Raw genomic sequence first — 20,349 nt, 5'->3', positions numbered from 1 at the left:
TGCGAATGCCTATGTCGAGCTCCGCCCCATTGGGGTTGTTTCGGGTCAGCCATCATCGGCGGGGGACCCGCCTGCTATCCGCATTGCACTTTCCACCGTCGCCACCATCGCGACGGCTCAACCCGGTCCGCCATGGGCGCAGCGCAGCGACGCCCAAGGCGCGGCCGGTCCGCATCCCCTAGCTTGTTATAGTATACATTTAGCGACACGCTGGACCGGCGCTTCCGACGAATTTACGCGTCAAGAGAAAATTTGAATTTTCGCGACAAGATGCGTATTTATTTTCTCAATGTTGCGCAAAGAGCGCAATTTCCGTATGCATTTAGCGACACGAATTCGTGTTTTGCAGATTAAAAAATATTCAATCAATTGCCGCCGAATCAGTGACCGACTAGATTTCCTATATCGACTGTTTGCATGAGCCGACTGGCACATTCAGCCTTATGGATGCGCGAACAGAGCAATGGGAAACGCTAAGAGGCAACCGGGTAATGTCTGGCAACACAACCGAAAGGAGGGCTCTGGCGATGCTCAAAACCTTCGAGCAGGCGGGGAAACGGGTGGTGTCCGTAAGTGTTGACGGACGAAAGATCGAGGTAAAATTCTTAGAAGAAAAAAACACAGACGAATTTGACGGATTGGATATGCGCCATGGCCAAACGTGAACTTCCAAAACATGTGTATCGTCAACGAAACGGTATTTACTTTCAACGTCGCGGCTGGCCGTCACGGAAGTTCGAAAGCGAGTTTGGAACGCCCGAGTTTTGGAAAGAATACGCAGATATCCTCGCAACAAAGGATCAGCCGAAGGTCATTGTATCCCGCTCGTTCAATGGGTTGATTAAAAGCTACAGAGCATCGCCTCGGTATCGAAACCTCAAGCCCCGCACCGGCTTGGACTATGACAAACATCTCGATTTCTTCACATCAATCATGGGCGATAGAAACCCTGCCGGTCTGCAACGCAAAGACGTGATCCGAATGCGCGATGCGAACGCCGAAAAGGCTTATTTCGCAAACTATGCGTTACGAGTTCTCCGAGTGCTCATGGAGCATTGCATCGATTTGGGTTGGCGAGCTGATAATCCAGCCCGTGGTGTACCAGAACTGAAAGGCCAGAAACGTGCCGAACGCGAACCATGGCCGAGTGAGCTGATTGGAGCTTATCGGGACGCTTGCCCGATCGGGTCTCGTGAGCGGCTCGTCATGGAGCTTTGCGTTGGCACAGGCCAGCGCATCGGCGACGTGCTGGAAATGCGCTGGTCGGACATCGAAGATGGCTCGGTCTTTGTTAAACAGAGCAAAACCAAAAAAGAGCTGTGGGTTCCAATCCTTCCGGAGCTGCAAACCACACTGGAGGCAGCAAGCCGTCATTCAGTTTTCATCCTGACAAATGAACACGGCAGCAACCGCTGGTCATACAGAGGCGCGTCAGCCGCCGTCAGAAAAGTCAGAGAACGTATCGGCGCTCTGGCCTATGACATCCATAGCTGGCGCTACAACGCTGCATGCGAGCTTCTGGAAGCTGGCTGCAGCGATGACCTTATTGCGGCCGTGACAGGCCAAAGCCCTGCGATGGTGCTCCACTACACCAAGAAAGTTCGTCAGAAGATCAGAGCAATCGAAGCTCAACAAAAACGCCGAAATCGCGATCAATGAAATTCAAACCAAAGCGCCACAACGCTCGTAGGGTTAATTATTTTTAACTAGCCTTTCGCCGTTACTGTTCAGCTCCAGCCCGGCAATAACACTGGTCAACTGAAATCTCCGAGACATCGATCAGCTCTTCATTTTCGTCCATGTGAAACGCGTCTGACCATGAAACTGAAAAACTTGCTCCCTGCTCACCGGACCAAGTTTCAAAGTCCCGCCGGTCGATAATACCTTCAATTGCCGCTGCGTTTTGACCGCTCACAGAAAACGTACTGAAGGATATTGACCCGCTGCTCCGCTCACATTGTGAAAGGCCAGTATCAATCTCGAACAGTGCAGACGCCTCGCTACCCGACTGTGAAAACGAGGTTACTTCAGCAGTAGCGCTATCGCAGAATGCATCATCGCTAGTTCCTTCGGACGGTGTCGAAACACCGTCTACCTCAATTTCAACATAGTTTGCGAGTTCTTCAGAAGGTATGCTGAAGATCGATGTTCGGTTATCAACGCAAGCCGGGTCATTTGGTTCAAGTTTTCGCTCGATCAACCTAATGGCCAGTGTACGATCGGATCCATCGAAGGTGATGTATCCGGAAGTGCGTATCGCACGCCTGTTTGGTTCAGTCTTGTCAGAAAGTCTGTGCACTTTCCTTGCGGTCCACTCAGTTCCTGACCCTGTGGTTCTTTCGACAGAGTAGACATCCGCATCAAAAATTCCTGTCACCACGATAGGTATACGAATACTTTTACGCCCATCGCTGTAGAATATGACACGCTCTGTGAGTGGCGGAATGGTAAGGCTTAAAGGTCGTTCAATTTTTGTTTCTTGGAACTGAGTATTTGAATCAGTAGATGTTAGCGAATAGCTGACAGAATTCTTGATAGCTTCACCAATTTTTATTCCCATTCCCTTGAGAAAGTCTGCGTCTATACCGATGTTCCGCGAGTAGTCAGTGGAGCGACTTACGACCTCCTTCTTCGTCAAGACAATGAACTCACGGGCAATGACAGTGAGGTTCTCTTCCCATGGCCATGAATCTTCAGCGAAGCAGTTAGCAAAACTGAGTGTCTGTTCTTCGCGAAACACTGGGATGCCATCTGGATCAGGTAACTTGAATTCAATACTATCCAGATCAACGGCTGATATGTTCCTAATCTCGTTAAAGACCCGACACTTAGGACGTTTAGCGCAGTACTTCTTACATCCACTTTTGTTAGAGCACGTGCGAACCCCGCGAACGGGCCCTGTGGGAATGCCAGCAAGTCGATGAAGCTCCGCTCTGGCGTCGGTGAAGTCAATGCGATCTTGGGCAGAACCTGTGCCCGTTAGGGCAATTGAAAAAAAAGCAAAAATGACAATCTGCATTGCTATTTGCATAGCCGAATCCCCCTCTAGTCTTCGGCTATAGTACACCATCACATTAGCAACCGGCGCATTTTGTATTCAGTCTGATTTGAATCCGCAAAAGTTAGTGCTTCAGCCGCAAAATTGTCGTGTGCACAACACCCATGTCGCGAGCTATCGCTCGGCAACTATCTCCAGTCGAAAGTCGCGTCAGCGCCAGTTCCCTATGATGTTCAGTGAGCTTTGGCTTTGGTCCAAATTTCACCCCTCGTGCCTTTGCGTCCACCCTACCCTCGTTTGCGCGAGCTGTGATACGTTCGAGTTCGTCTTCCGCCAAAGCGGACAAGAACACCAAAAAACCTTTCCCGTTTGGAATAGTTAGGTCCAACCAAGGTTTGTCGAGCACCTTCACGCTCACTCTGCGATCCGCCACGCGCTGAACAATAGTAATGCCGTCCATCATAGACCGCGTAGCCCGATCCCACTCGGCGATCACGAGCACATCGACTGTGCTTAGAGCATCGATGGCCTTTTCGAGCTGCGGACAACCCTTGACAGTCTTAGCCGTGGCCTTCTAACCAAAGATGCGGCCCACGCCCGCACCGGTCAGCGCTCCGATCCGGCGGTCGAGGCTTTGGACTTGGGTCGATACCCTAGCTTAGCCGATGAACATGATTTCAGCGTATCAGAAAGCGTTTAGGCTCGCACCGGATTTATGCAACACGTCCACAGCCTTGTTTTGTGCGATTGGCGATGGCGGTGCGAAAATTATGATATACGCACCACAGGATCAGTTTTTAGGCAGCTTGGCCTCGATAGATTGAATGAAGCCATCTATCGGTCTAGCCAGCGGTTCTTTCAGAATTTGTCCGGCATGGGTAGCAGCGTATCCAGCAAGCCAATCTTTCACCTGAAATTTTACTGTGTCGCCCCATGGTTTGCCCGCTTGAGCAAACAATCTCCCCATGACGTTTGACCATTTCTGCTTCTTTTTCCCAAGAGGCTTCAATCTGGGATCAACGCCAAACTCTTCCAAGAACGCTTCCCCATAAACAGATTTGTCATATAGGTCTTCTAGCTCGGATTCGTCCAAATGAGGAACACTACACAGATTTATATCCCTGAGTGTTAGAACCTTGTCATTGATAGCGCGCTCTACCGCAAGTTTACCTTCTGCGTCATTGTCAACGAGTGCTTGTACGAGGCATGCTCCAGATTGATAGAATGAAGCTTTCTGTCGTAAGCCACTCGCTCCACCCAAATGATCAAAGGTCATTGTCCCAGCCGAGATTGCGTTTGCGAGCACTTCGCTACGATTAGAGATAATTGCCTTCATAGCAACAGCATCATCTACGCCCTCAACCAACAGAACCAGCCTTGCATTTTCAAGGTTATCGGAAAACCTAACCCCAAGCGTCTCACGTACTTCTGAAACATGCTTTGCCTGTCCTGCCTTGCTGCCCCTGACAATGATCGTGTTATCGAGGCTGTCAGGATTTACAAACAGGGGGGAATGGCTTGTCAGAACAACTTGGTTCTTTTCAGAGAGTTTTTCTATAACTGATCGAAGTTCATGCACGGCATGTGGATGAAGGTGTGACTCAGGCTCTTCGATGGCGACGATAGTGTTTTTTTCACTTGAACTTTGATCTGAAGCGTGGCGCATCAACGCCAATGCGACAAGACTTTGCACGCCATCGCCCTTCCGTTCCAGTTTTGTCAGATTTCCGTCGTCCACGATAATCTCAACGTCTCTTCTCAAAGAGCGGTATCTCGCTTCTCGTCTAGATTTTAACTCAACCGACGCAACGCTAGGCAAGAAACTGGCCACAGTAGTCTGAATCGTATCTGCTAGTTCATCCAGAACTGGCCGCTGCAACTCTTCGATTTTAGCTACTGCTTCTTGGTATTCTGGGTCTTCTTCAAGGCGATATAGCTCACGGCTCATAAGCTCATCAATTACTCGGGACGCTGACTGAGCGGTTCTAATTGCAGGGATATACTCAAACGAAATCCGCCGAGAAACAAAATCCGCAATTCTTGTGCTTTTTTTAGTCAAGGTTGCCTGACCCCTCCCCGGCTTCCTTACGGTTACGTCCATACTCCCGCGTTGGCCTAGTTGTATGAGCAGAGGGAGTGTTCCATTTAAGTTGCTCTTTATTTCATCCTTGAACTCAGCGGTTTCAGCGTCGTCTAGCTCAAACTCTAAAGTGATGTCTGTCGTGCTATCTGACTTCGCACGTTCTTGCTTTGAGATCGGGTAATCGTCTTTCCAATCATAGTGCAAACGGTGCGAATTTCTGGTCAATGAGGATGGTGATGACCTAATAACTCGTCCGTCAATTGTCCGACGCACCTGCCGTTGCCAGTCCACAAGAGCGTTCATTCCAAGCGCTAGCGCATGCAGGATGTTGGATTTTCCTTCATTATTTGCGCCGATTAGTAGTGAATAATCGGACAATGGAATCTTGTTTGCTTTCGTAATACTTCGATAGTTTGCAACCGAGAAAGAAACCAGCTTCATATCGCGCCAACCTGCTTGAAAGTCCGGTTAAGAGCGTGGCACGAGGATGATCCATCTACAAGACGCTCTTGGCATCAAAGCAGGGCGTAAGGCGCATAAGCCCTTATATGTGACGTTCTCGAAACGGGCATTAGGAAGCTTCAGAATACCGGTTCCGCCGACGCCCAGTTGCGTCTAAACATTCTCGCTATGTTCCGCCAATAATGCCCCCTCGTCTAAACATAAAACTCTGATTTTTCAGAGTTATTCCAACTCTTGCAAATCCGTGTACACCGGTTCGATTCCGGTACTCGCCTCCACTATCAGCAGAATTTCATCGGTTTCCGGGCGCCATCTCCCGATACGTGCGACGCCAGTGCTGCGGGCGTGTTCCCGGAGTGTTTCAATACGCCGGGAAGCTTTCCCGACGGCAGCGTTCCATTCCCAATTCGCCGGTGATCGCCGCTGGCTGACGGTCGTCCTTCACACTCACCGGATCTGATTGTGCGGTGCCAGGACGGCTCAGGCGTGACGGTCCGTTTCAGCCAGAGCATCACGCAGCGCGTCTCCTGCCAGATTGATCGCGAGGACGCAGATGACAACGGCAAGACCAGGCCAGATCATCTGCAGCGGTGTGGAGCGCAAATGCACACGCGCATCCAGCAGCATCGACCCCCATTCCGGGTTTGGCGGCTGCACACCAAAACCCAGAAAACCAAGCGCCGAAATGCCCAGAATTGCCCGGGCAAAAGTGCCCGTCCAGACAACGGTCAGCGATGGGATGAGAGACGGCAGATAGTGCCAGCGGGCAACAGACCAGCCCGGCATTCCGGCCAACCTTGCCTGCACGACGTAGCCGCGGCTTTGCACCGACAGACCGATGCCCCTTGCGACGCGCGCATACCGCATCCAGCCCGTGACGCTCAGTGCAAAGATCAGGCTCCAGGTGTCAGCCCCCATCAGACCGGCGATAACGATGGCAGCCACCAGTTCAGGGAAGGCCAGAAAGGTATCCGTTGTCCGCATCATGATCCAGTCCGCAGCTCTTCCACCAAGAGCCGCGAAAAGCCCGATGGCTGTTCCGATCACCAGACTGATAACCGAGATCAGGAATGCAAGGCCGAGCGACCATTGCGCACCATGCAGAAGACGGGACAGAATATCCCGACCCAGGGCATCTGTTCCCAGCAGGAAATCAGAGGTCGGCGGAGATAAACGCTCGGGGATATTGATATCCGTCGGATCATACGGTGCGATCAGGGGCCCGAAGACCGAAATCAGGATGAACACACTTACCAACACTGCAACGCTACGCATTTTTCTTACCTATTCGGGGATCAATGACTCGGTAGATCAGATCGATCAAAAGGTTGATCGTCACAAAAACCAATGCCGTGAGCACGACAACGGCCTGCACGTGGGAGAAGTCGCGCGCGAGAATAGCCTGTACCAGAAACGTCCCAAGGCCTGGCCTGCCGAAAATCACCTCGACCAATACCAGGCCCTCCAGAAGAAAAGCGAGTTCGAGGCCAAAAACAGTGATAACAGGGATCGCGGCATGCGGGGCGATATGGTCTTTGCCCAGCCGTTTTTCAGCGACACCGCGCCGCCTGAAAGCCGGCAGAAACGGCTGGCCCCGCGCCTCGAGGATGCCAGACCGGATGATCCGTGTGAGAGAGGCGGCAACGCCCAGACCCAGCGTCATTGCCGGCAGGACCGCATGTGCGGGCGTGCTGGCGCCAAGCGCCGGGAGCCACGCCAGCTTGACAGCGAAGATCAGGATCAGGATCAGGCCGAGCCAATAAGCCGGGATGGCATTGCCCAGCGACGCGATGCCGACTGCAAACCGGTCCAGAAGCCCGCCCGGGCGCTTTGTCGCGATGACAGCCAGCGGCACGGACACCATCAGCCCGATAGCAAGCGCGGCAAAGGCCAGTGGAAAGGTGTAGCTCATCGCTGCCCTGAGGTCCGGCAGGACGGGGCGGCCCGTCACAGCCGAATAGCCGAAGTCCAGCTGCATCAGGGGCCCGAGCCACGCGAGAAAAGCCTGCCAGAAAGACCTGTTCAGGCCCACCTCTTTGCGAACCTGATCAATCACCTCTTCGGTCAGCAGTGCATCAAAACGGGCCATCGCTATGGCCTGTGCCGGATCGCCCGGCGCATTCCACAGCAACGCAAACGTGAGGAACGCCGAGCCGGACAGCACCACAACCGCGCGCAGAAACAGCCCGGCAATGCATCTGATCATGCTGCCGCCTCAAGCGCTCCAAGCGCAATTGCTGCATCGCGCAGGGTGCGGCAGTATTCTGACTGCGGGTTCAGGGCAAAGGTATCTGCATCCGCGACTTCCTCTATGCGCCCGTCTTTCAGAACCGCAATCCGGTCGCCATGGGCAACGGCATAACCGAGGTCATGGGTGACAATAAGTGCGGCAAATCCTTCTTCGGCCTGCAGATCCGAGATCAGACGGGCAGTGTGTTTCTGGGTCACAGCGTCGAGTGCCGAAAGCGGCTCGTCAAACAGGATCAGCGGCGGAGAGGCAAGGAGCGCCCGCAGAATTCCCGCCCGTTGCGCCTGCCCCACAGAGACCTGATCGGGACGACGGCTCAGCAATTCCAGCGACAGTTCAAGACCTTCGCAAAGGCGCTTCAGCCGACCTGTGGGCAGCGTGATCCGCTGCGCCACAACGGGCTCCATGACGGACCGGTGCAGGCTGAGGACCGGATTGAAAGCGGCGCGCGGTTCCTGCATGATCAGTGCTGGTCTGAGCCTGCGGAAAGGCGCGTCATTCCAGGTGATCTGCCCGGTCGAAGGGGTCAGCAGGCCGAGAATTGCCGCGATCAGGGTGGATTTCCCCGCACCGCTTTCGCCGACAACAGCAAGTGTTTTGCCAGCGGGCAAAGACAGCGAAACATCATGCAATGTTGCGCGCGATCCGCGATGTACCGTGAGATTGCTTACCGTCAGCATGGCAGAGCCATCCAGTTACGGTGCGCGGAAAGCGCCACGGCCGCCGCAGTCCGGGGCCGTTCGAGAATGTCTTCTGTACGCCCCTGCTCCACCAGATGCCCGGCATCCAGCAGCATCAGTGTATCCACCCGGCGCGCCGCAAGGCCAAGGTCATGGGTGATCAGGATCATCGCCGTGTCTTTGCCATCCAGATAAGTGCTCAGCAATTCCATCGTCGCCGCGGCGACTACAGGATCAAGCGCGGAGGTCGGTTCGTCCAGAACAAGCAGTTCAGGGCTTCCGATCAGCGCCATGGCGATGACGAAACGCTGCTGCATGCCCCGGCTCCAGCCCCAGGGACGTTTGCTCAGATCCCCGCCATCTATCCTGAGGGCCTCAAACAACCCGGCCTGATCCGCAGTCCCGGGTCTGATCCCCAGTGCCACCTCGGCTTCGCGCCAGTGAAAGGCCATTGATCTCAGCGGATCAAGGGCTTCGTCAGGGCTTTGCGGCACATGCGACACGCTGTGCCCCTGGGCGCGCAGATCATCAATCAGCGCATGGCCCAGGGTCGATTTCCCGGAACCCGAAGAACCCACGAGACCGATGCGGCTCCGCAATGGAATCTCCAGCGATATCGGGTGCAGGATGGTCCGGCCCGAGCGCACTGCGCTCAGGCCGTTTGCTTTCAGTGTCATTCAGCCAGTTTCGTCTCATGCGTGATCCAGTAGGTCTCCGTTGGATGCACCTGATAGCCGGTAAGACCGGGGACGCCAACATTGGTCTGGCTCACATGAAAGACAGGGATCATGGCAGCGTCGGACGCGATGATCTGCTGAACCTCGTCATAAATCGCCTTGCGCTTTTCATGCTCAAACGTCAGGCGCCCCTGATCCAGCAAGGCGTCCAGCCGGGCATTCGCAAACCCGCCCGAATTTGAGCCGCCATCAGATTTAAGCAGCGTTTCCAGCACCGCGCCGGGATCGCCCTGCGGCGTGGTCACCCAGGCCTGAAGGAAAAGATCCGCCTCGCCCGCAGCAATCGCATCATTGCTGGCACCCCATTCGCCGACTGTGATGTTGGCCTGCACTCCGATGGCGGCAAGGAAGGCTTGCGTCAGCTCAGCCGTCGGCGGCAGTGCCGCCCGGGACGAATAGGTCACAATGTCGATCTCAAGCGCTTCACCGTTCAGCATCCAGGTACCGCCCTCTTTGACGGCACCAGCCTCCGCCAGAAGTTCTTCTGCGCGCGCCGGATCGTAAGCGACGGGGATATCAGCGGCCCAGCCTGTACCCTTCGGATACACCGTGCCGGCTGCCTGACCTCCCACACCGGACAAAGCCGCCTGTACGATGCCCTCGCGGTCGATGGCATAGGAAACCGCCTGCCGGATCAGGGGATCAGCCATGGGACCGCTCGCCGCGTTCACAGTGTAGAAATAGAGCCGCGCCGTCGGAGCCGCAAAACCCTGTGCGCCTGTTTCCGTGATGCGTTCAAAGTCTGTTTCGGGATAATTGATTACCAGATCCACCTCACCCGCCTCAAAAGCCAGCGCTGCTGTGGCCGGATTGTTGGATACAACCACGCGCACCTCTTCCAGACCCGGTACGCCAAGGCGGTATTTCTTGTTGGCTTCGGCGCGATAAAGCTGCTCCGGCACAGCTTCTTTGAAGATGAAAGGCCCGGTCGCATTGATCGGGAAAGCATCAGAGGGTGTCCCAAGGATCGCAAGGCCCGGTTCGGAAAGCGTCCGGGGAAAGCAGCATTCGGGCTGTTGGTCTCAAAAACGACCACCCTGTCGCCATCCGCAGACATGCCCGCGAGGTCGAGCAGGTTCGAGATGCGGGCATTGTGGCCCGGGTGTTCCTCGTCAGAGACCGGAGCAATTGCATCGACAACAGCCTGTGCCGTCACCGGTGACCCGTCATGGAACAACAGCCCATCGCGCAGGGTCACACGCCATGTTGTCGGCGAAGATTGCTCAATGCCTTTTGCAAGGCGCGGATAAAGGTTCATGTCATAGTCGATCCCCATCAGCGTTTCGGTCACGCCGGTCTGGTTCGACATCCAGCCATTGTAGCCAGCGCGGGGATCAGGGACTTCGGCAGTGGGGCCAAAGCCAACGGAGACTGTAAGACTTCCTTCCTGGGCGGTCGCCGGGAGGGCTGTGCTGACAGCCAACGCCGCAGCGCAGGTCAGCCGGGAAAAGAACGACATGAGCATTTCCTTCAGGTCATAGAGTTGAGTTTGAAATCGGTGGAGTGCCGGTCACTGGCCAGGGTCCGGGCCTCGGCCTTTGTGAGGGACAGGAGCGCTTCATCCTCCGAGAGCCCCCGCGCCCGGGATTTCGACCAGACGCGGCGAACAGAGGCAGGCGACCATGGCAGGGCAGCCTGCGCCACCCAGCGCCTCAGAGGCTGCGGCAGACCGTCGAACGCTGCCATGGGATCGGCAGCACGCCTTTTCCGCCGCAGACTGCTCTGTCCAAGGTTGCGGTTCATTCGTGATCTTCCGTGTCGAAAACCGGATCCAGAACCAGGACGAGCCGGGTCTCTCCTGTCCCCTCAATCGGCGGCGACCGGTGCAGGATGCCGGCCGCAGGCTTTGGTGGCCAGAGCGAGCCACGCAGCAGAACGGGTGCACCGGTTGGCACGGTACAGATATGCTCAGGTTCTCCGCCTGCGCGGCTTTTTGCATACTGTGTGCCGGTCCCACGATAGGTGCACACCAGACGGCCGGTGATGGCATCGACATGGAACCTGCGGCAGGCATTGGTGCTCACGGCCTGAAGCCTGAGCCGCACGTAATCCGCCCGCATCAGACCAGAAAAACAATGAGCCAGCGCCGCAATGTCACCCGCCAGCCAGTCACGCAGCCTTCCTGCGGGCATTCCGGCATCGTCACAAAGGCAGCGGACAGCATCGGCGACGGCTTTGACCTGCAGAACGACGCGCCCGTCTGGCATCATATCCGGCCGGAGATCTGCGAGCATTGATGACACGTCCGGCGGGAAGCTCCTGTCCCAGACAACTGCAGCAGAGGCCGCATCGCGAAAGCGCTCCAGGTCTTTTTCAGACCGGACAACGATGACGCCCGCCGGTGGGGCCGTCACGGCAGGAACTGCAATGTTCATGCTGTCTCTTCGACGCGACGCCATCCCGGGAACGGGTCGGGCATGTCCAGCGGCAGAGCATCCGGACCCGCAGCCTGAACGACAGGTACAAGGCAGGCCTCAAGCTTCGCTTTCAGCGCGGTCCAGTCAATCCCGGACCCGATAAATACCAGTTCCTGCCGCCTGTCGCCCCACGGCTCAACCCAGTGTTGCTTCATATATTCACGGGCAGAGGCATGATCCGGCCAGCGCTCCTCCGGCACAGACGCCCACCAGGTCCCGATCGGCTTGACGCTGGAAAGCGCCCCGGCCAGTGAAAACTCCGCAACCCACTCAGGCCGCGTCGCGATCCAGAAATGTCCCTTGGCACGGATCACGCCTGGCATTTCGCCATTCAGAACCGCCAGGATTTTTTCCGGAACAAAGGGCTGACGCGCACGATACACATATGATGTCACACCGTATTCTTCGGTCTCAGGCACGTGATCAGCAAACCCGTACAGCTCTTTCGCCCACATCGGGTGTTCGTGCGCCTTATCAAAATCAAAAAGTCCGGTGTCGAGTATCTTTTGCGCTGCAACCTGCGAATGATTTGTTTCAATGATCTCAGCATCAGCGTTCAGGCTGCGGATGATTTTGCGGGCGGCATCCACCTGCCCGTCGGTCGCGTCCGCTACCTTGTTGAGGATGACCACATCGGCAAATTCCATCTGGTCCGTGAGCAGATGCACCAGCGTGCGTTCGTCCTCTTCGCCCATGACTTCGCCCCGGTCGCTCAGAAAATCATGACTGGAGAAGTCTTTGAGCAGGTTCACTGCATCCACCACCGTCACCATTGTATCCAGACGCGCGACATCGGACAGGCTTTCGCCGGCTTCGTCCCGGAAATCGAACGTAGCCGCGACCGGCAGTGGTTCGGATATTCCGGTGCTTTCGATCAGCAGATAGTCAAAGCGCTTTTCCGCCGCCAGTCTGCGCACCTCATCCAGCAGATCGTCGCGCAGGGTGCAGCAGATGCAACCGTTCGACATTTCCACAAGCGTTTCATCAGTGCGGCTCAGCTCGGTATCCGCGCGCACCAGATCCGCGTCGATATTCACCTCGGACATATCATTGACAATGACGGCAACGCGCCGCCCCTCACGATTGTTGAGGACGCAGTTCAGCAATGTGGTTTTGCCTGCGCCCAGAAATCCGGACAGGACGGTGACGGGCAGTCTGGTATCGGGCATGTCTGGCCTCCGGCTGGTTTGGGAACAGTCACGCAACTTACGCAGTTACTAGACGAATGCAACTGCTATTGTTACGTATTAACCAGAACCGGAGAAAATTGCTCATGAAGCGAAACAGCCGACTGTCTCTTGCCCTGCACACGCTCAGCCATATGGCGGGTGAACCTGACCGGGTGCGCACGTCGGCGGACATCGCCGATCACGCGGGCACCAACCCTGTGGTCGTGCGCCGTGTGCTTGGAAAGCTGCGCGAAGCAGGTTTGCTGTCATCTGAGAAAGGTCATGCCGGTGGTTGGCAACTGGCGAAGCCCGCGGAGACCATAACCCTCGCGGATGTTTACCTGGCGCTGGACGAAAGGCTTGTTTCGGGAGGCAGCAGCGATGCAGAGCCTTCAGGATGCAGTGTTGAAACAGACCTTCAGGCCCGCGTTTCCAGTGTTCTTGATGATGTTGAAAAGAGCCTTGTGCGTCGCCTTGCCGAGACAACAATCACAGACGTACACCCCCGCTGCTGCAGTTATTGCGCGAACTGAACGCCGGTTGTGTCAAACCAAGGCGCCGAACGTCCGGACGACCCTGCTCTGCTGGCACAGCGGCTATTATTCAGTCGCTGCCAGTGCCTCCTTGCCGCTCAGGAACCGATCAGATCATGGGCTGTCTTCTGAATGCACACCCCTTTCATAACCCGCCAGCGAATGCCTCGCCGGAAATGCCGTATCCAGTCAGGAACTGCGCGGCAATTGACAGCAAACGGCAGGTCCGCCAGGGGCTGCAGAGATCCAAAAACTCCAGCCGGACCAACGGAAGGCGTTTTCCGGGCTTGTCATCCCTGCCCGGTTTGGCCTCTTTATGGGGCAACAGCAGGGACTGCGGGGCAATGTCGGATACATCTGATCAGCTGACAACCAAAGTATGCGACATGACGCGGGTCTGCACGGCGGCGGACACGCTGGCGCGCATCCTGCCCCGCATGGGCGATTTTGGCATCACGCGCCTTGCTGATATCACAGGTCTCGACCGGATCGGCCTGCCGGTCATGCTGGCGGTGCGGCCCAACGCGCGGTCCATCGCGATTTCCCAGGGCAAGGGCACGACGGCTGATCACGCACGCGCGTCCGCACTGATGGAAGCCATCGAAATCTGGCACGCGGAACGCATTACCTTCCCGGTCCGTTTTGCAAGCGTTGAGGATCTGGAAAACGCGGGCGAAGATCTGATTGACCTTAGCCGGTTGCCACCGGTGCCTGGCGGCTCCCTCCCGCGCACCGTCCGGTTTCACTGGATCGCCGCGGAGGAACTCTTCAGCGGAGACAACCGCCTCGTACCCTATGAAATGGTGCATGCTGATTACACACATCCTGTCGCGCAGGATGCCGGGTTTTTCGCCGCCTCGACAAATGGCCTGGCCTCCGGGAACCACAGACTTGAGGCCATCTGTCACGCGATCTGTGAGGTGGTGGAACGCGACGCGCTGGCGGTCTGGCATCACCTGCCACAGGCGTCTCAGGCTGCTTCACAGGTCGACCCCGGCAGTATTTCGGATCCCGGTCTGCAGGCGTCGGTTCAGCGGTTTCAGGCTGCGGGGTTCGATCTGCGCATCTGGAACATCTCATCAGACATTCAGATCCCGTCTTTCATGTGCGTGGTTCTGGACGGATCCGCCGAAGGCAGTCACCCGGGTCTCGGGTCGGGAAGCCACCCCGATCCGGTTGTTGCCATGCACCGTGCGCTGAATGAAGCGGCGCAGACCCGTCTGAACTACATCTCCGGCGCACGCGAAGACCTGTTCGAAGGAGAGTACCACGACGAAACCCTCAACGACCGGATTGCTGCGTTCAGCGCGCTGTCAACGCAGGACGCACCGGCGCGTGTCTTTGACGCAAAAGCAGGCATCAGGGCCGGGACACTTGAGGAGATGCTGGACTGGCTGAAAGACCGACTGCAGACTGCGGGTATTCACGAGATCGCGGTGACAGACCTGACCCAGGCCGCACATGGAATTCCGGTCGTGCGGGTGATCATCCCCGGGCTCGAAGCGCCGCATGATGACGCGGCGTATGTACCCGGCCCGCGCGCCCGGGCTGCGGCGGCCCAGGCATGATTGTGTTTGCAGGCCCTTCGCTGGCACCTTCGGAACGGGACGCCCGGCCCGGCGTGACCTTTCTGCCCCCGGTCCGGCAGGGCGATCTCTATCTGGCAACGCTCGACGAACCACGCGCCATCGGCGTGATTGATGGCTATTTCGAGGGCGTGCCATCCGTCTGGCACAAGGAAATCCTGTGGGCGCTCAGCCGCGGCATTCCCGTCCTGGGCGCCTCCAGCATGGGAGCACTGCGCGCGGCTGAACTTCAAAGCTTTGGGATGCAGGGCATCGGCCGCATTTATGAAGCCTACCGGGACCTCGAATACACAGACGATGACGAGGTCGCATTGCTGCACGGTCCCGCCGAGCTGGGATACCCCCTTCTCAGCCTTGCGATGGTCAACCTGCGTGCCACCCTGCGGGCCGCCGTGAACGACGGGGTTCTTGGCGATGACCTTGCCACGCAGATCGTCTCCGCCGCGAAACGCCAGCACTACAAGCAACGCACACTGGGAGACGGTTCTGCAAGCTGCCGGGTCCGAAGTCTCAACCGCGGAAGTCAGCGCCCTGCGCGATTACATCCAGAGCAACGAAGTGGACCAGAAACGTGCCGATGCTAACGCGCTGCTTGATGCAATGACCAGCGATGCAATCGCCAGACCTCCGCAGAACTTTCATTTTGAAGAAACCGACCTCTGGGTGCAGGCGACGCAGACCTGGGCCGCACGCCGTGCGCCGGCGTCAGGCACAGGCTATAATTTGTTTAAAGACAAGAGCTTCCTCGGTGGGTAGACTGCCGCAGGATTGGTTGGGACAGGGGATTGTTCATGTGGGGCAGTGATCAGACAGAAGGAACGCGGTTCCGCCTGTTTCCACAGCCGGGATTTCTCGACAGTTACGCGGAACCGGAGGTCGTGATGGTGTCGTCCCCTGCGGGGTCAGTCATGGAAGGCCCGTCCGACGACCGGATGTATACGATTTTTCCCGTTGGCAAACCGGAACCATACGGCATTGCCCCCAACGGCCAGGATGTGCTGGCACCGCCCTGGCGCGGCGACATTGAGGCCCCCGCCCAGCCCGATGAAAACGGCCATTTCGACTACCTCGAACCCGGCACGCCCCAGTTCGAAACCGCGCATCTGTTCGGCACCGTGCGTTTTGTGCTCGACATCTGGGAAGACTACTTTGGTCGTCGCATCCCGTTTCACAGTGAAAAAACATACGACCGTCTTGAACTGACGATCCAGCCCACGCTGGAAAATGCCTACTCCGGTTACGGGTTTCTCGAAATGGGGGGCGACCGGTCCACCGGCACGTATAAACCGTTCAGCCTCAACTTCGATGTCATCGCCCACGAAGTCGGACACGCCATAATCTATTCCGAAGTGGGCGTGCCTGATCCGGAGAATGTCACCGGTGAATATTTCGGGTTTCACGAAAGTGCCGCTGATCTTGTGGCGCTGATCTCCTCGCTGCATTTCAACTCTCTGGTCGATCTGCTGCTGGAGAACACACGCGGCAATCTTTACATGCTGAACGCGGTCAACCGGATTGCTGAACTGTCGGACAACAAACAGATCCGGATTGCTGCAAATGACCGCAGACTGTCTGAGTTTGCCGATGGATGGGTCAAGGAACATCACCTTTCACAGCCGCTGACGGGCGCATTCTTCGATATTCTCGTCGACATTTTTCATGAAATGCTTCTGGACTATGGTGCCATCACACCCGAGATGGAGGATCTCTCAGACAAGCTGCTCGCGACGGCGGACTACGCACCTGTGATGCAGGAGATGTTTGATGCGGCCTACGCGGATCACCCCGAGCAGTTCAAACTGGCCCTGATTGACGCGCGTGACATTCTTGGTACCTATCTTGCCGACACCTGGGAACGCATCAGCCGGCAGGATCTGAACTTTGTCGACGTGGGGGATGTTTTTCTTGCCGTGGACGAAGATCACACGAACGGGCGTTTTGCCAGCATCATCCGTGGCAATTTCCGCCTGCGCGACATCGGGTTTATCGAGGTTGGTCCGCAACTTGAGCCCCTGGGCAAGGACAGCCATGCGAATTCCGTCAGAACAATGCTTCCGATGGACTGAACAAAAAAAGTACGTTAACCATTTGGCAAAGAAATTTTCGGGATACCCGTCTCCGCAGAAGGACTATTGATCGCATGACGCAGAAAACTGTTACCGCCAAAACGGCAAAGGACAACAAACCTTTTCCTGAAAAACTGAGCGGCGAGTCCCTTGGGAGTGCTGCGTCCATTGTATTGTTCGGCCGGCTTGTGGACGACCTCGCCGTTGTGAAAACGCACGATGGTAAACGCTCAGAAGACGTCGACCTGAACCAGCCTGCGCGCATTTACGGCGCCACCTATGATGGCGTTTTCGTGGAAATGGCCACGCCGGTTCTGTTCATGGTGGATGCTGAGAAATCTTATGATCCCAGCACCGTCCCGGTGCCGGGGCCCAGCACGAAGAACAAAGCATTCTACGACAGCCTGTCTGCATGGGTTGTACAGCGCTCGGATAAAACCGTGCGGCTGGACGTTGATGAAGGCAAATTCGAAGACCTGATGCTTGAACTTGGCGGAGAGGATCTGACGGGGATTTCCGGCGCACGGGTTTCAGGCGCACGCGTTTCAGGCGCACGCGTTTCAGGGGCACGGGTATCAGGTGCGCGTGTTTCGGGTGCGCGTGTCTCCGGTGCGCGGATCAGTGGTGCGCGCGGCGACGCCTCCGACTGAAGGTATTAAAGACCGGCGCGCTTCATACCCTCGAGGAAATGCTGCACGTCGTCTTCGAATTTGTCCGGCTGTACAGCGGCCCATCTTTCAACTGAGAAGTTGGGGTGGGCCTCTCTTACGAGAGCGGCCTGGGCACGTGCCTCATCAAGGCGCCCCAGATGACCGTAGCTTGCCGCGAGAATGCGGCGTCCTTCAGTCGGGTTCTGCATTTTCTGGATGGCCTCGATCGCTTCTTCATACCGTTTGAGATTGAAGTACGCTCCGCCCAGGTGCCAGATGTACTGGTCCGGATAGAACGGGTTAAGGCGCATCGCTTTGTGCAGGAGGTCAATTGCCTCTTCGGACCGGCCCATATGGGCGAGAGCATCAGCCATATCCGACATCAGGTCGGCGTCGTTTGGGTTCAGCTTCAGCGCACGGTCATAAGCATTGATCGCCGGGTCATGCTCTTTGCGATAAAGATGTGCAAAGCCCAGTTCACCAAAACCCCGCGCGTCGGACTCGTCCAGATCAATCGCTTCACGCGCAAAATTCAGGGCATCATCCAGCGCAATGTCAGGCTTTTCCGCCCAGTCATAGCGCCAGTCGAGGTTGAACGTCCGCGACTTCGCCGCATAAGCCCGCGCATAACGCGCATCACTGCCAATCGCGCTTTCATAGAACGTCCGCGCCTGACGGACTTCCGGCTGCGTGTATTTGAGCACGTGCCGGTGGCCTTTGAGCACAAACCCATAAGCCATCAGGTTAGCCGGCGGCAGAGGCCGCATGCGTTCCCGTTCCGTCGCCTCAATCCGGGCCGCCGTCGCTGACACAATAATCTGCGTGATCTCGTCCTGCAGATCAAAAATATCCTCGACGTTGCGGTTGTACTGCTCTCCCCAGATCGTCCGGTCCTGGAGCGCGTCAAGCAGCTGCAGCGTAATGCGGATCCGTGACCCGGCCTTGCGGACCGACCCATCGACGGCATAGCGCACGCCCAGTTCCCGCGCGGCCTGAGCTGGCCCTTTAACCCGGTCGGCGTACATATTGGCCGACCCGCGGGCGATCACAAAAAACTCCTGGAACCGCGAAAGGTTGGTCGTCACGTCCTCGGTCAGACCGTCGGCAAACCAGCGGTCGTCCTGATCACTGCCCTGGAACCCGAACGGCAGAACCACAATGGACTGACTGGCAATCGGCCGTTCCTTGAACTCAGCCGAGTTTTCGAGGTTGCGGCGCAAGCCCGGCGTCATCGCAGCGGACGTCGGATTTTCATGGACCTGAAAGACGTCGATGGTCCGGCCGATATTCTTGAAATCCTGACCGCCGAGGTATTCGTAGCCGTACTTGAGCTTATTGCAGACGTGGTCGTAGGCCGCGCCGGAGATACACACCTGACCAGGTGCCGCAAACGCCTCGATCCGGGCCGCGATATTGATGCTCTCGCCGGTCACTTCGTCCCCGCTGACCAGCACCTCACCGAGGTTGATCCCGAAACGGAACCAGATCTGTTCGTTTTCCTCGAGCCCTTCGTTTTCCTCTGCCAGCTCCTTCTGCATCTCAACAGCAAAAGTGACGGCGGCTACGGCGCTCTCAAAAACCATAAAGGCGCTGTCACCGGCTGAACCCTTGAATTCACCGGCATATGCCGCGATCCGTTCGCGGAACTTTTCAAGACGGCTGGCAACCGACAGGGTGGTGCCGACTTCGTCCGCACTCATCATTGAGCTGAAATTTGCAACATCCGCGAACACGATCGCGACAAGCCTGCGCCGCAGGTTATCTCTCGGTCCGGTTGTCATTTCAGAGCTGTTCGCCACGTTCCGCTTTCCAGCATGTAGGTGTGAACGTCAGGTTGCAGGTCGCCCTGACAGAGTCAATAACGCGTTCCCGTTCCGCCTGCCAATCGGACGCAAGAATCCCGGCGACGACAATATCCTGGCGTTTCCCATCCGAAAACCACCCTTCACGGCATGTGCCCTCCACGGTGAAACCCAGCCGCGCCAGCGCTTTGGCCGACGGTGCGTTATCCGCGCGGTAATAGGTCGTCAGGCGGTGCAGACGCAGCCTGTTGAACGCCAGATCCAGCATGGCAATCGACATCGCGGTGGCCAGCCCCCGGTTGCGGAAATGATCCACCACAAAGAACGGCAGCACGCCGTCGCCCTGAATATAGCTGATTTGTTCCAGTCCGCAGATGCCAAGCGGCGTGCCGTCCTGTGCCTCTGCGAGGAACCAGTAACCTGCCGGCGGGGACGTCTGCTCCAGCGACCGGCGCCAGCTTTCGCGCATCCCGTCCACGCTCACCGGCACGGGCAGCGCACGATCAAACAATGCCGCGTCATCGAAATTCCAGAACCAGCCCGCAATCCGCGTGATGTCATCGAGGCCCATCGGCCGCCAGGTTATCAGTTCAGCGTTCTGTTCTGTCATTCTGTAACATCCCACGAGCCCGGTTTCCGCCTTCAGGACCACACTGCGCTCGGATCTTCAGGGCGGCCTGCGCCCGTAAATCTATGAACCCGTGGTTAACAACGCTTTCCGGCACCGTACGTATCAATGGCCGATTTTGGGTGCTTTGTGAAGCATTGTCATCCCGCATGGCGTGTATGAACAGGCCCGGCGGTCCACGTTGCGTCACGGCCGGCGCCAGTAATCAGGCCGCGCCCGTGCCGGTATTTGACCGCAGAACCGGAGCTCCGCCCGATGTTTGGACAGCAAACAGATCCGGGCAGTTTCCT

The 20,349-nt window shown here is 56.9% G+C and carries 19 protein-coding genes and 2 pseudogenes; 7 read left to right on the top strand and 14 right to left on the bottom strand.

The window, feature by feature from the left end:
- Positions 1–491 precede the first annotated feature (491 nt).
- Both ACZ1HA_RS03755 and ACZ1HA_RS03750 read left to right on the top strand, forming a co-directional pair.
- The gene (locus ACZ1HA_RS03755; RefSeq protein ID WP_472712925.1) at positions 492–665 is read left to right on the top strand and encodes a hypothetical protein; all 174 of its coding nucleotides are present in this window, start codon (positions 492–494) and stop codon (positions 663–665) included.
- Positions 652–1,659 carry a tyrosine-type recombinase/integrase gene (locus ACZ1HA_RS03750; protein ID WP_472712924.1) on the top strand — a complete coding sequence of 336 codons (1,008 nt, stop codon included), beginning with the start codon at positions 652–654 and terminating at the stop codon, positions 1,657–1,659. Before ACZ1HA_RS03755 ends, ACZ1HA_RS03750 begins: the two co-directional genes overlap by 14 nt.
- Before the next feature lie 61 nt (positions 1,660–1,720).
- Here the strand turns inward: ACZ1HA_RS03750 and ACZ1HA_RS03745 are convergent, their stop codons facing one another.
- The 12 genes and pseudogenes from ACZ1HA_RS03745 to ACZ1HA_RS03690 form a co-directional block, all read right to left on the bottom strand.
- Positions 1,721–3,031, bottom strand: coding sequence for a hypothetical protein (locus tag ACZ1HA_RS03745; protein ID WP_472712923.1), 1,311 nt, complete (start codon positions 3,029–3,031; stop codon positions 1,721–1,723).
- Positions 3,032–3,122: 91 nt separating this feature from the next.
- A pseudogene (locus ACZ1HA_RS03740) lies at positions 3,123–3,548 on the bottom strand (recombinase family protein); the annotation flags it as partial.
- Between the two features lie 240 nt (positions 3,549–3,788).
- Positions 3,789–5,522, bottom strand: coding sequence for an ATP-dependent nuclease (locus ACZ1HA_RS03735; RefSeq protein WP_472712922.1), 1,734 nt, complete (start codon positions 5,520–5,522; stop codon positions 3,789–3,791).
- A 501-nt stretch (positions 5,523–6,023) separates the two neighbouring features.
- On the bottom strand, positions 6,024–6,818 hold the full coding sequence (locus ACZ1HA_RS03730; RefSeq protein ID WP_472712921.1) for an ABC transporter permease: 795 nt from the start codon (positions 6,816–6,818) through the stop codon (positions 6,024–6,026).
- Positions 6,811–7,749, bottom strand: coding sequence for an ABC transporter permease (locus ACZ1HA_RS03725; protein ID WP_472712920.1), 939 nt, complete (start codon positions 7,747–7,749; stop codon positions 6,811–6,813). Before ACZ1HA_RS03725 ends, ACZ1HA_RS03730 begins: the two co-directional genes overlap by 8 nt.
- Positions 7,746–8,471 carry an ABC transporter ATP-binding protein gene (locus ACZ1HA_RS03720; protein ID WP_472712919.1) on the bottom strand — a complete coding sequence of 242 codons (726 nt, stop codon included), beginning with the start codon at positions 8,469–8,471 and terminating at the stop codon, positions 7,746–7,748. The genes ACZ1HA_RS03725 and ACZ1HA_RS03720 overlap by 4 nt, the downstream gene beginning before the upstream one ends.
- Positions 8,465–9,148 carry an ATP-binding cassette domain-containing protein gene (locus ACZ1HA_RS03715; RefSeq protein ID WP_375228308.1) on the bottom strand — a complete coding sequence of 228 codons (684 nt, stop codon included), beginning with the start codon at positions 9,146–9,148 and terminating at the stop codon, positions 8,465–8,467. The genes ACZ1HA_RS03720 and ACZ1HA_RS03715 overlap by 7 nt, the downstream gene beginning before the upstream one ends.
- Entirely contained in the window at positions 9,145–10,110 is a 966-nt protein-coding gene (locus ACZ1HA_RS03710) for an ABC transporter substrate-binding protein (protein ID WP_472712918.1), read from the bottom strand. The genes ACZ1HA_RS03715 and ACZ1HA_RS03710 overlap by 4 nt, the downstream gene beginning before the upstream one ends.
- Positions 10,111–10,250: 140 nt before the next feature.
- Positions 10,251–10,466 (bottom strand): annotated as a pseudogene (locus ACZ1HA_RS03705) (ABC transporter substrate-binding protein); the annotation flags it as partial.
- Between the two features lie 212 nt (positions 10,467–10,678).
- Entirely contained in the window at positions 10,679–10,951 is a 273-nt protein-coding gene (locus ACZ1HA_RS03700) for a DUF6525 family protein (protein WP_472712917.1), read from the bottom strand.
- Positions 10,948–11,583, bottom strand: coding sequence for a DUF1826 domain-containing protein (locus ACZ1HA_RS03695; RefSeq protein ID WP_472712916.1), 636 nt, complete (start codon positions 11,581–11,583; stop codon positions 10,948–10,950). The genes ACZ1HA_RS03700 and ACZ1HA_RS03695 overlap by 4 nt, the downstream gene beginning before the upstream one ends.
- Positions 11,580–12,794: a GTP-binding protein gene (locus tag ACZ1HA_RS03690; RefSeq protein WP_472712915.1), complete on the bottom strand. Its 1,215-nt coding sequence runs from the start codon at positions 12,792–12,794 to the stop codon at positions 11,580–11,582. The genes ACZ1HA_RS03695 and ACZ1HA_RS03690 overlap by 4 nt, the downstream gene beginning before the upstream one ends.
- Positions 12,795–12,898: 104 nt before the next feature.
- Between ACZ1HA_RS03690 and ACZ1HA_RS03685 the strand changes: the two genes are divergently transcribed.
- The 5 genes from ACZ1HA_RS03685 to ACZ1HA_RS03665 all read left to right on the top strand — a co-directional run bounded on the left by ACZ1HA_RS03685 (position 12,899) and on the right by ACZ1HA_RS03665 (position 17,629).
- On the top strand, positions 12,899–13,327 hold the full coding sequence (locus tag ACZ1HA_RS03685; RefSeq protein ID WP_472712914.1) for an Rrf2 family transcriptional regulator: 429 nt from the start codon (positions 12,899–12,901) through the stop codon (positions 13,325–13,327).
- 344 nt (positions 13,328–13,671) lie between these two features.
- Positions 13,672–14,895, top strand: coding sequence for a YcaO-like family protein (locus ACZ1HA_RS03680; protein WP_472712913.1), 1,224 nt, complete (start codon positions 13,672–13,674; stop codon positions 14,893–14,895).
- A complete protein-coding gene (locus ACZ1HA_RS03675) occupies positions 14,892–15,497 on the top strand; it encodes a TfuA-like protein (protein WP_472712912.1) in 606 nt (201 codons plus the stop codon). The genes ACZ1HA_RS03680 and ACZ1HA_RS03675 overlap by 4 nt, the downstream gene beginning before the upstream one ends.
- A 207-nt stretch (positions 15,498–15,704) precedes the next feature.
- The gene (locus ACZ1HA_RS03670; protein ID WP_472712911.1) at positions 15,705–16,979 is read left to right on the top strand and encodes a gluzincin family metallopeptidase; all 1,275 of its coding nucleotides are present in this window, start codon (positions 15,705–15,707) and stop codon (positions 16,977–16,979) included.
- A gap of 74 nt (positions 16,980–17,053) precedes the next feature.
- A complete protein-coding gene (locus ACZ1HA_RS03665) occupies positions 17,054–17,629 on the top strand; it encodes a pentapeptide repeat-containing protein (RefSeq protein WP_436397506.1) in 576 nt (191 codons plus the stop codon).
- A 5-nt stretch (positions 17,630–17,634) separates the two neighbouring features.
- Here ACZ1HA_RS03665 and ACZ1HA_RS03660 read toward each other — a convergent pair whose 3' ends face one another.
- Together ACZ1HA_RS03660 and ACZ1HA_RS03655 are read right to left on the bottom strand one after the other, a co-directional pair.
- Entirely contained in the window at positions 17,635–19,428 is a 1,794-nt protein-coding gene (locus ACZ1HA_RS03660) for an adenylate/guanylate cyclase domain-containing protein (RefSeq protein WP_472712910.1), read from the bottom strand.
- Positions 19,412–20,041: a GNAT family N-acetyltransferase gene (locus ACZ1HA_RS03655; RefSeq protein ID WP_472712909.1), complete on the bottom strand. Its 630-nt coding sequence runs from the start codon at positions 20,039–20,041 to the stop codon at positions 19,412–19,414. The genes ACZ1HA_RS03660 and ACZ1HA_RS03655 overlap by 17 nt, the downstream gene beginning before the upstream one ends.
- Positions 20,042–20,349 lie beyond the last annotated feature (308 nt).

The organism is Roseobacter sp. S87 (genome assembly GCF_055693285.1).
This window is presented reverse-complemented; position numbering and strand designations above follow the sequence as displayed.